The sequence below is a fragment of the Stenomitos rutilans genome (assembly GCF_059505485.1).
The window spans coordinates 77,312-87,387 of sequence record NZ_JCACKR010000063.1 but is presented as its reverse complement, the minus strand read 5'-3'; the positions used below and the strand labels follow the sequence as shown (position 1 = coordinate 87,387).

At 50.6% G+C, this 10,076-nt stretch carries 12 protein-coding genes; 7 read left to right on the top strand and 5 right to left on the bottom strand.

Features of this window, described 5'->3' with window-relative positions; all coding sequences use genetic code 11:
* Window positions 1-39: 39 nt before the first annotated feature.
* The gene (gene psbC / locus AC5JLP_RS11595; protein WP_496068096.1) at window positions 40-1,422 is read left to right on the top strand and encodes a photosystem II reaction center protein CP43; all 1,383 of its coding nucleotides are present in this window, start codon (window positions 40-42) and stop codon (window positions 1,420-1,422) included.
* Window positions 1,423-1,605: 183 nt separating this feature from the next.
* A complete protein-coding gene (locus AC5JLP_RS11590; protein ID WP_496068092.1) occupies window positions 1,606-2,781 on the top strand; it encodes a pyridoxal phosphate-dependent aminotransferase in 1,176 nt (391 codons plus the stop codon).
* Window positions 2,782-2,806: 25 nt separating this feature from the next.
* On the opposite strand, the gene AC5JLP_RS11585 is transcribed toward AC5JLP_RS11590, so the two are convergent.
* Together AC5JLP_RS11585 and AC5JLP_RS11580 are read right to left on the bottom strand one after the other, a co-directional pair.
* Entirely contained in the window at window positions 2,807-3,274 is a 468-nt protein-coding gene (locus tag AC5JLP_RS11585) for a VOC family protein (protein WP_496068091.1), read from the bottom strand.
* Window positions 3,275-3,385: 111 nt separating this feature from the next.
* Entirely contained in the window at window positions 3,386-3,511 is a 126-nt protein-coding gene (locus AC5JLP_RS11580; protein ID WP_496068090.1) for a hypothetical protein, read from the bottom strand.
* A gap of 137 nt (window positions 3,512-3,648) precedes the next feature.
* On the opposite strand from AC5JLP_RS11580, the gene AC5JLP_RS11575 reads away from it, so the two are divergent.
* Together AC5JLP_RS11575 and AC5JLP_RS11570 are read left to right on the top strand one after the other, a co-directional pair.
* Complete coding sequence (locus AC5JLP_RS11575) at window positions 3,649-4,338, top strand: hypothetical protein (RefSeq protein ID WP_496068089.1); 690 nt, start codon at window positions 3,649-3,651, stop codon at window positions 4,336-4,338.
* A gap of 190 nt (window positions 4,339-4,528) precedes the next feature.
* Window positions 4,529-4,786 carry a hypothetical protein gene (locus AC5JLP_RS11570; protein WP_496068088.1) on the top strand — a complete coding sequence of 86 codons (258 nt, stop codon included), beginning with the start codon at window positions 4,529-4,531 and terminating at the stop codon, window positions 4,784-4,786.
* A gap of 33 nt (window positions 4,787-4,819) precedes the next feature.
* Here AC5JLP_RS11570 and AC5JLP_RS11565 read toward each other — a convergent pair whose 3' ends face one another.
* Together AC5JLP_RS11565 and AC5JLP_RS11560 are read right to left on the bottom strand one after the other, a co-directional pair.
* On the bottom strand, window positions 4,820-6,214 hold the full coding sequence (locus AC5JLP_RS11565; protein ID WP_496068087.1) for an outer membrane protein assembly factor BamB family protein: 1,395 nt from the start codon (window positions 6,212-6,214) through the stop codon (window positions 4,820-4,822).
* 45 nt (window positions 6,215-6,259) lie between these two features.
* The gene (locus AC5JLP_RS11560) at window positions 6,260-6,499 is read right to left on the bottom strand and encodes a hypothetical protein (RefSeq protein ID WP_496068086.1); all 240 of its coding nucleotides are present in this window, start codon (window positions 6,497-6,499) and stop codon (window positions 6,260-6,262) included.
* A gap of 73 nt (window positions 6,500-6,572) precedes the next feature.
* Between AC5JLP_RS11560 and AC5JLP_RS11555 the strand changes: the two genes are divergently transcribed.
* Entirely contained in the window at window positions 6,573-7,442 is an 870-nt protein-coding gene (locus AC5JLP_RS11555) for a hypothetical protein (RefSeq protein ID WP_496068085.1), read from the top strand.
* A gap of 4 nt (window positions 7,443-7,446) precedes the next feature.
* On the opposite strand, the gene AC5JLP_RS11550 is transcribed toward AC5JLP_RS11555, so the two are convergent.
* Window positions 7,447-8,691, bottom strand: coding sequence for a geranylgeranyl reductase family protein (locus tag AC5JLP_RS11550; protein ID WP_496068084.1), 1,245 nt, complete (start codon window positions 8,689-8,691; stop codon window positions 7,447-7,449).
* Window positions 8,692-8,921: 230 nt separating this feature from the next.
* Between AC5JLP_RS11550 and AC5JLP_RS11545 the strand changes: the two genes are divergently transcribed.
* Both AC5JLP_RS11545 and AC5JLP_RS11540 read left to right on the top strand, forming a co-directional pair.
* Window positions 8,922-9,296 (top strand): rhodanese-like domain-containing protein, encoded by a 375-nt coding sequence (locus tag AC5JLP_RS11545; protein WP_496068083.1) that lies wholly within the window; start codon window positions 8,922-8,924, stop codon window positions 9,294-9,296.
* Between the two features lie 52 nt (window positions 9,297-9,348).
* Window positions 9,349-10,056, top strand: a complete 708-nt coding sequence (locus AC5JLP_RS11540; protein ID WP_496068082.1) for an SOS response-associated peptidase — start codon at window positions 9,349-9,351, stop codon at window positions 10,054-10,056.
* The last annotated feature ends 20 nt before the right edge of the window (window positions 10,057-10,076 follow it).

Genomic DNA, 10,076 nt, shown 5'->3' with positions numbered 1-10,076 from the left:
CCCATGAACACTTTAGCTTCCCCGAAGAGGTACTCCCACGTGGTAACGCTCTCTAGTAACATCGTCGGCAGCAACCGCGACCAGGAATCCTCTGGATTTGCCTGGTGGGCCGGTAACGCTCGCCTCATTAATCTCTCTGGTAAGCTGCTGGGTGCTCACGTCGCTCACGCTGGGCTGATCGTTTTCTGGGCTGGCGCGATGACTCTGTTTGAGGTCGCCCACTTTATTCCTGAGAAGCCCATGTACGAGCAGGGCTTAATCTTGCTGCCTCACCTGGCTAGCCAGGGTTGGGGCGTGGGGCCGGGTGGCGAAGTCATTGACATCTTCCCGTATTTTGTTGTCGGTGTGCTTCACCTGATTTCCTCTGCTGTGCTTGGTTTTGGCGGCATCTATCATGCTGTGCGTGGCCCTGAAGTTTTGGAAAACTATTCCTCTTTCTTCGGCTACGACTGGAAAGATAAGAACAAGATGACCAGCATCATCGGGTTTCATTTGATCCTGCTTGGGCTGGGCGCGTTTTTGCTGGTGGCAAAGGCGATGTTCTTCGGCGGTCTGTATGATACTTGGGCACCGGGCGGCGGCGACGTTCGCGTGGTGACAAACCCAACGCTTAACCCCGCAGTCATCTTTGGCTACTTGGTGAAGTCTCCCTTTGGCGGCGATGGCTGGATTGTCAGCGTCAACAACCTGGAAGATATTGTCGGTGGGCACATTTGGCTGGGGCTGATCCTGATTGCAGGCGGCATTTGGCACATTGTCACCAAGCCCTTTGGCTGGGCACGTCGCGCCCTGATCTGGTCTGGTGAGGCGTATCTTTCCTACAGCCTGGGTGCGTTGTCCTTAATGGGTTTCATCGCGGCTTGCTTTGTCTGGTTTAACAACACGGCGTACCCCAGCGAATTCTACGGTCCGACGGGGCCTGAAGCCTCTCAAGCTCAAGCACTGACCTTCTTGATTCGTGACCAGCGTTTGGGGGCGAACGTGGCATCTGCTCAAGGCCCAACGGGTCTGGGTAAATACCTGATGCGCTCTCCGACTGGCGAAATCATCTTCGGTGGTGAGACGATGCGCTTCTGGGATTTCCAGGGTCCGTGGCTGGAGCCTCTGCGTGGGCCCAACGGGCTTGATTTGAACAAGATCAAGTACGACATTCAACCCTGGCAGGCACGTCGGGCGGCTGAGTACATGACGCACGCGCCTCTGGGTTCTTTGAACTCTGTAGGTGGTGTGGCGACGGAGATCAACTCCTTCAACTATGTATCGCCTCGCTCCTGGCTGTCATGTTTCCACTTTGTGATGGGCTTCTTCTTCCTGGTGGGTCACCTCTGGCACGCGGGTCGTGCTCGCGCTGCGGTGGCTGGCTTTGAGAAGGGGATCGATCGCGATACTGAACCCGTACTATCGATGCCTAACCTTGACTAGGGTTAAAGCATTGCTGACGCTACAGTGAAACAATCGAAAGGCTCCTCCTTACTGGCGGGAGCCTTTTTGTTGGATGGTGGTTCGCTAACAAACCGGTAAAATCGATGCGCGGTCAACGGCAACTGGGGTATTCTGAACGTAATCACAGCAGAAACATACGGCAAGAAAGGCTCTGAAAGTAGCATGAAACTGGCGAAGCGCGTTGAGCAGGTCACTCCGTCACTCACCCTGGCGATCGATGCGAAGGCGAAGGCACTGAAAGCCGATGGCGTGGATATTTGCAGCTTTAGCGCTGGCGAACCTGACTTTCCGACCCCTGAACATATTGTGGCAGCAGCCAAGCAAGCGCTGGACAGTGGCAAAACGCGCTATGGCCCTGCGGCGGGTGAACCCAAGCTAAGAGCCGCGATCGCCCAAAAACTGCAATCAGACAATGGGCTTTGTTTTGGCGCAGAAAATATTATCGTCACGAATGGCGGCAAGCATTCTCTGTTTGACCTGATGCTGGCGCTCATTGAGCCAGGTGATGAGGTGATTATTCCTGCGCCTTACTGGGTGAGCTACCCGGAGATGGTAAAGCTGGCAGGCGGTACGCCTGTCATCGTCCATACCGATGAGAAAAGCGAGTTTAAGATCTCGCCTTCTCAACTTCAGCAAGCCATTACGCCACAGACCAAACTGTTTATTATCAATTCGCCCTCCAACCCCACTGGAATGGTTTACACACCAGCGGAATTGGCAGCACTAGCTGAAGTGGTGGTGGAGAATGACATTTTCGTTGTCTCAGACGAAATCTATGAAAAGCTAGTCTACGACGATACAAAGCATGTCAGCATTGGTGCACTCAGTCCCGAAATTTACGAACGTACGATCGTCAGCAGTGGCTTTGCCAAGGCGTATTCGATGACAGGTTGGCGTGTGGGCTTCCTGGCAGGGCCAGTGGAGATCATTCGAGCCGCTACATCAATTCAAGGGCATAGCACCTCAAATGTATGTACGTTTGCACAGTGGGGCGCGATCGCTGCCCTCGAAGGCTCTCAAGACTGTGTAGAAACCATGCGGCTTGCGTTTGCCGAGCGTCGTCAAGCCATCTTTGATTACATCAATGCGATTCCGGGCTTAAGCTGTGCCAAACCAAACGGCGCATTTTACGTGATGCCCAGCATTGCCAAAACGGGGATAACCTCGCTGGAATTTTGTGATGCTCTATTGGATGAGCAAAAGGTCGCCCTCATTCCTGGTATCGCCTTTGGTGCTGACGATCATATTCGTCTTTCTTACGCCACGGATATGGACACCATCGAGAAAGGCATGGAGCGGTTAGAGGCGTTTGTGAGATCGCGAAGTGGCTCCACCTGAGCAGCGAGAATCTAGTCATTCGACCTCAAGGATCGCAGCGAATCTCCAGCAAAAAGCCATCGGGGTCATAAAAATAGATGCCGCGTCCAGTGGGGCGGGTAACGGGGCCGTGATCGATCGTCACCGCACTCTGTTGCAGTACCGCAACGACCTGATCAAACACTTCAGGCGCAACATCAAACGCCAGATGATTCGCGCGTGTGAATTGTTGATACGGATCGGTATGGGGTGGCTCTAAATCTGCCTCCCAAAATAAATCAATCACCGTTCCATCGGGTGTGACAAAATTAGCCACTTTACCTTTAGCGACTAGAGCTTTAAGAGTGCTGGGCACCTCATCACCTGTCAACTCATGCAGGCCTAAAAATGCCCCGTAAAACTGGCGGGATGCCTGCATATCTTTCACGTTAAAGGCAACGTGATGCACCTTCCGCAGCGTACCGAGAGCAAGGCCGTTAGTTAATTGAGAAGCTGCCACCATATCGATCAGCATATGAAAGAGTACATCTCAAAGTTTAGAGAACGGTTAGGCATTGTGATTACCGTTGTAACGCTTCTGCATCAGTGCCCACAGTTCAGTGATCGCGATCGTCTTTACTTCACTCTAAGCGGCGTTGCGGTCTTGCCGTTGAGCCACTAGCAACAAAATTTCGTGGATTTGAGCGACTACTGCATCTTGCTGTTGCTGTTGCTCGATTGCAGTGGAGTGATCGGGTGTTTGGCCTGCCATGATGACTGCTCAAGTGGATCTTAGCGCAGTTTCTTGGGTTCCCATCGATAACGGAAGCTAAGCCTGGGCAATACAGCTAGGCGTTTCTAACAAGTCAGGATACGCTATAGCTTAATTCAAGCAGCACGATAGTGGGTATGAAAGCAGTAAAACGGGTACTGGCGTGGGCAACATCGGCATGTGCGATGACAACACTGATGGTCGTTCCCTGGGCACCTAAACCCAGCCTCGCTGCTGCCCCTGATTTTTCCATCACAGAACTACGCTGGTGGAATTGGTTTCCCAGCGACCCCTGGCAGTCGATTCAGTTCACTGTGCCCGACCAAGACACCACAATCTCTGCCTATGGTGGTGAATTACGGCGATACGATATTCACGTTGCCAAAATGTTTGAAGTGACGCGTTACCTCTGCCAGCGAAATATTGCTCGTCGTACCCTCAAAGGCTTTGATTGGCACTATGAGGCAGCAAATGGAAATGTTGATATGGGGCGATTCAAAATTACTTGTAGACTAGCCCGTGAAATCATCACGGCATACGGTTTGGGTCATATAGAACAAACAGAAATTAACCTACCTTTTGATGAAAATGGGCAATTTATGATTGCAAACGATCGCCCCATCATTGGTGTAAAAAAACCTGCCATCCCCGTCTTGAATATTACGAGTTCAAAAGTGGCGACATGGATGAGCTATGTGCAAACGTTTCAACCAGCCTCAGATCCTTGGAAACACCTTCTCGTTGAAAATTCTTTTCCTACTGACGAAGTCTTATCAAAAATCAAAGACAAAACTGAAGTACCTATAGCAATCCTAAATCATTTGTGAGATTGAGAGGCTTTGTGAGAAAGGATTCCAGTGGAATCCTTTCTCACAATCCAAATAGGATCGCTATATTTTGCTTCCTAGTACCGTACTCGACCTACCTTTAGACCGTCACTATGAAGTTGGCAGCGTTGATTCCAATGGTTATAGGTTGTGTTACAAGGTCGCCACACCGTGTAGTAAGAGACCATTGATGGCAGGATTTGACTTCTTCTCAGCATCCAAAAATAGAGCATTTAGCAAACCTTCAGGGCTACCAAAAGATACATTCAGAAAGATTCAGTTGGCAAACGGTATTAATGGTGTTTACAAGGTGGGTTGTGGTACTTACTGTATCTCTATCCTTGAGTGGAAATATCAGGGAGTTTTGTATCAAATCGGTGGAAAGGGCGGGCAACAAGAGTGGTGGGCTAGAATTGCGAATTCCGCGATCGCTGCTGGGCCACGCTAGTTCGATGAGAACGATTAGAACGCTGCCATTGACTTAACTACTGACAGAAAGAGGCTGTTTCAAGTACCAATTGCGGTTTATTTGCAGCAGCCATAGTTGCCAGCGAGAGAGCGAATCGAGGAAAAAGAAGCGATCGCCCTCAGCAGCTACAACGGATTGAAAAGTATCCACATATTTAGCTTCCGGGTCGAAAAGAGAAAACGCCCAGAGTAATTTTCCGGTTTGACGATCGAGCGCGATCGCTTGCGTTTGCCGTTTGTCTGCCGTTCCTACCAGGCGAAAAGTAAAGTATTGTTGAGCACTCACAGCATTGGGCAAATTGTAGGAATAGCGATCCGGGCTGATCTGTGTTTGCCATTTGACCTGTCCCGTTTGGGCAGGCAGCGCCACAATTTTGCTCTCCTGCGACTTGTACCGGACACGACCATTGCGATCGCAGTTGAGGTACACGGTGTCTGCATCCACTCGCCAGGAGTAGCCATCTTCACGACAGCCCAATTGCGCCCTGTTTTTTTGCCAAAGTATTTGTCCGGAAGTGGTACTGACAGCGAGAACTTTTCCCGTCACGATCGTTTGTTTCTGTCCATCGTATTGACTGGCGGTGCGAATTTGTAATGTTTCACCCGCAACTTGTAGATGGGAAATATTGCCTTGAATGGTTGTGCGGAAGCGCGGCTTTAACGTCTTGCGATCGTAAGCGGTAACAATGGATGTGCCACTATCAAAAAAGGTGTTTGGAACATCTGCTGGCACCAATCCCGATGTTTCTAAAAACAGGGTGCGATCGTTCGCGGCAATCAGATTTTGGGTGGCTGTGAGCTTGTCGAACGATCGTTTGGTCTGTTGCAACAGCTTGCCTGTTTTGGGATCAAGCGTTTGCAGTTGTTGCTGTTTACCATCGAGGTTGATGATTGCTACAGCATCAGAGTGGCTAATGAATCCCATACCGTGCCACACGCCCGCAGGCGCAAAAAACCATCGTCGCGGTATCGCCCAGCGTTGCTTGCCCGTTGCCGGATCGAGCGATCGCAACTCCTCCTCAAGCTGAAGGTAAAGTTGATTGTCTTGCAGCAGGGCCGATTGATTGGATGCAATCTCGTAGGGATCGTAGCGCCCTGCGGGTCGATCGCTCCAAAGCAGCTTTCCCGATTGGGCATCAAAAGCTTGAAGCTGGTAAGCACCACACCGCTGCTCAGCGGTCTCTCTGCAAAAGCCAAGCAAAACCTTCCCATCACCCGCGATCGGCCCTTTGCTGTACCCTGCGTCTGCGGTGAGAGCATGCACCCATTGCAACTTACCCGTTTGAGTATTGAGAGCTACCAGGGTCGGTCTGCGTTGGTCAGCATAACGCCAGCTAACCCAGCCCAGAAGGGCGATCGTACTACCCAATAACGCGACTTTCCACCAACTTAGTTTCCAAACACGCATACGAAGAAGCAGGGTTGTAAAAGGAATCTCGGTTAATACACCGCTTCAGCAAGCAAATCCAGAAGCAATTGGAACGGTTTTTAAGAGCGAATGGCTAATCACCTGCTGACTCCAGTATTCCGTTCCAGTAGAAGATACGCTATAGCTTAATTTAAGCAGCACGGTAGCGGGTATGAGAGCAGTAAGATGGTTCGTGGCATGGGCGACATCAGCATGTGTAGCAACATTGATGGTCGTTCCCTGGACACCCAAACCCAGCCTCGCCGCTGCCCCTGACTTTCCCATCACAGACCTCCGTTGGTGGAACTGGTTTCCCACCAAGTTTCCTGAAGATCCCTGGCAATCGATTCAGCTTACAGTGCCGGATCAAGACACTACAATCTCTGCCTATGGTGGAGAACTGCGGCGGTACGATATTCACGTCGCCAAAATGTTTGAAGTAACGCATTATCTCTGCCAGCAAAACATTGCTCGTCGTACACTTAAGGGCTTTACCTGGCATTATGAAGCGGCAAATGGAAATGTTGATATGGGGCGGTTCATAATAGCCTGCAAATTAGCCCGTGAAATCGTAACAGCTTATGGCTTCAGTCAAACAGAGCAAACAGCGATTCGCCCACCTTTGGATGAAAATGGTCGCTTTACGAGAGAAAGCGATCGCCCTATTATGCGTTTAGGAAAGGAAGCGATTCCGGTTTTGAATATTACGGGTTCAAGAATTCCAACGTGGATAAATTACGTGCAAAAGTTTCGACCGCTACCAGAGAATGAGAACAAGTTTTTTGTTGGAAGTCCCTTTCCCATTAATGAAATCCTACCAAAAATTAGAACTAAGACTGAAGTTCCCATCTTACTTCCTAGTACGATACTCGGCTTACCTCACTACCTTCACTATGAGGTTTGTCGTGCGGATAAAAGTGGTTACAGCTTTTATAATAAGTTCTCCGGATCGTGCATTAAGAGACCGCTAACAAGAGATTTTGATGGATTCTCAGCACATAAGAATGGAGCTTTTAGCAGCTCGTCAAGGCTACTAAAAGATACGTTTAGAGCTATTCAGTTAGCAAACGGCATCGAAGGTATTTTCAGTGAGAGCTGTGGTACTTACTGTGTTTCCTATCTTGAGTGGAAATATCAAGGAGTGTTATATCGAATAAAAGGCAGGGGAGAACAGCAGCAAGATTTAGTTGAAATGGCGAACTCCGCGATCGCTGCTGGCCCCCGCTAACCATTCATCGCATCATCTTTCCTGGTAAAAAACTACTCAATAGACCCGTACCAACGCGACGGAATGCACGACCGAGAATGGAATCAAAAGGTATTTCTCCGGCAAGTAGTTGAGTGGCAATGTGAGCGGCTCTGGGATTTTTCACGCCGTATTGGTAGAACAACTTAGGGTATTGATAGAAGAAATAGGCCAGTCTGCGGGCAGCATCAAAGCTATTGCCAAACTCTGTGTGAATGCGATCGCTGTAGGTAGTTGTGGTGCCATTAATGACGCAATTGGCTGCAATGATGCCGCTTTTAGCCGCATACAAAATGCCATCCCCAAAGGCAGGATTAATCAACCCTGCGGCATCGCCTACCAGCAGAATGCGTCCGTCTGTTGTGTTCAGTGGTTCTTTGCCGCCCCACAGCGGTAACGGATGACCATGAAACTTAAGTTGAGCGCGATCGTAGGGTACTTGCATCGCCTCCAGATAATCAACGATCGTTTGTTGCAGTGCTTCCCGAATGTGAGGAACATTTCGCGCATCCTGACCATTGGGACGAAACAACCCCGCACCGACATTTAAATGATCGGCTTTGGGAAAGATCCAGGCATAGCCACGATCGATCGCACCATATTCCAGATGAGCCACCTCTGGACGCAGATCGGGATGCCCAGTGCCCCAGGTGTGCGGTAGCTCCACTTCCATCCCCAAGGCGATCGTCGGCTTTTGTCGAAGGTTTGCGGCTTTCGCAGTGACTCCATTCGCCCCATCTGCCCCGATCACAACCCGTGCCGTTGCGACCCATGCGTCACCTTTGCTGCGATCGCCATTCGGTTTAATGGCCTGAGCACGCACGCGAACGCCATCCTGATCGACGTCGATCGCCCGCACTGCCAAACCATCGTGCAATTCTGCACCAGCTTTGGCGGCTCTCTGTGCCAGCGCATTGTCAAAAATAGACCGCTGCATCATCCAGATGGACAGCGGGCGATCGACCTGCGGCGGATTAATCGCTGTCAGGTATGGATCGCTAAACTTCCACGTTTGCCGCAACGAGGCGACATTGGCTTCAACAAAGGCTTCTGGTACTAACTCGTGCAACAGCGTTTGCATCACCATTGGGGTGCCACCACCACAGGTTTTATGGCGCGGTAGGGTGCGCTTCTCAAGCAACGCTACTTTGAGACCCGCCTGGGCTGCCGTTGCTGCTGCCATTGCGCCAGATGGCCCCGCTCCGCAAACAATGAGGTCGTAGTTCAACACCAGTTGTTTCTCTTAAGACACTTCTTCCAGTTAACACTACTCTTTCGGTTAGCACTACGCGGGGAGCGATCGAGCAGAAAGTGGCCGGAGAAGAACACAGATGATGGAGTGCTAAACGTACCCTGCATAAAAGATCCATAAGAGGGTGAATTTGTAAACGTTTCAGCACAAATTTTTGCAAACTGTAAATTAACTTGTTACATTTCAGGTATTGCTGGCAACTCATACTCATGCACCACATCTTTGGCCTTATTCCGCTTCCACCCCCATTACAGCCACGATCGCTGGTTTACGATCTCAAAACACGCCTTGATTGGGGTAATCCGGCGCTGACCATTTTGGATGTCCGCGATCGCAGGTTGTTTAACATCAGCCACATTTCTGGTGCAATTTCCATGCCAGTGGATGAATTAACCGATCGAGCACTGGTAAGCCTCCCGCTTAACCGAGATCTCTACGTCTACGGTGAAACGGATGAAGAAACGGCTGAAAGCGCCGATCGACTGCGTGCAGTGGGCTATCGTTACGTCTCTGAAATTCGGGGTGGTATGCCTGCCTGGAAGGCCGTTGGGTTTCCCATTGATTCTGTACTAGGAGCAGCTTAAATCTGGCTAGAGGTGGGGGATTTGGTAAGTTTGAAGTAGTAAGGTTTAGACGGTGTGCACTGCACCGCAAGCCTTATCACTGCGACGGAAGCCCATGTGCGGACGGTTTAGCTTAACAGCATCGGCGGAAACACTAGCAGAGGCATTTCAGCTAGACGCATTGCCAGAGTGGACACCGCGCTACAACATTGCGCCGACTCAACGGGTGGCCGCGATCGCCGCATCACCCACACAATCATTACGCCTGCGTTTGCTGCGGTGGGGGCTAGTGCCAGGTTGGGCAAAGGATTTAACAATTGGCACAAAGCTGATCAATGCTCGCGCCGAAACCGCTGCCGAGAAACCATCCTTTCGAGCTGCGTTCAAACAACGACGCTGCTTAATCCTGGCAGATGGCTTTTATGAATGGCAGCGGCTCGATCGCAAAACAAAGCAGCCTTATTACTTTCAGTTAGCGTCAGCACAGCCGTTTGCCTTTGCAGGACTATGGGAACGCTGGCAGCAGGACGATGATGTCGTTGAAACCTGCACCATTCTTACAACCCAGGCGAATGAACTGTTGGAACCCATTCACGATCGCATGCCTGTGATCCTTGCCCCCGACGCTTACGATCGATGGCTCGACTCAACCACGTCTGCTGCGTCTTTGCAGCAACTTTTGCATCCTTATGACGCTGGTGCTATGAAGGGATATCCGGTCAGCGATATCGTCAATAGTCCAAAGCACGATAGCCCTGAGTGCTTGCAGCCCCAAGTTTAATCACACTCCATTCACTCGCT

What these genes read in the sequence shown, in the direction of transcription:
- AC5JLP_RS11590 (WP_496068092.1), top strand. Translation starts at nt 1,606, where the DNA reads ATGAAACTGGCGAAGCGCGTTGAGCAGGTCACTCCGTCACTCACCCTG.
- AC5JLP_RS11585 (WP_496068091.1), bottom strand. Translation starts at nt 3,274, where the DNA reads ATGCTGATCGATATGGTGGCAGCTTCTCAATTAACTAACGGCCTTGCT.
- AC5JLP_RS11580 (WP_496068090.1), bottom strand. Translation starts at nt 3,511, where the DNA reads ATGGCAGGCCAAACACCCGATCACTCCACTGCAATCGAGCAACAGCAA.
- AC5JLP_RS11575 (WP_496068089.1), top strand. Translation starts at nt 3,649, where the DNA reads ATGAAAGCAGTAAAACGGGTACTGGCGTGGGCAACATCGGCATGTGCG.
- AC5JLP_RS11570 (WP_496068088.1), top strand. Translation starts at nt 4,529, where the DNA reads ATGGCAGGATTTGACTTCTTCTCAGCATCCAAAAATAGAGCATTTAGC.
- AC5JLP_RS11565 (WP_496068087.1), bottom strand. Translation starts at nt 6,214, where the DNA reads ATGCGTGTTTGGAAACTAAGTTGGTGGAAAGTCGCGTTATTGGGTAGT.
- AC5JLP_RS11560 (WP_496068086.1), bottom strand. Translation starts at nt 6,499, where the DNA reads ATGGGAAAGTCAGGGGCAGCGGCGAGGCTGGGTTTGGGTGTCCAGGGA.
- AC5JLP_RS11545 (WP_496068083.1), top strand. Translation starts at nt 8,922, where the DNA reads ATGCACCACATCTTTGGCCTTATTCCGCTTCCACCCCCATTACAGCCA.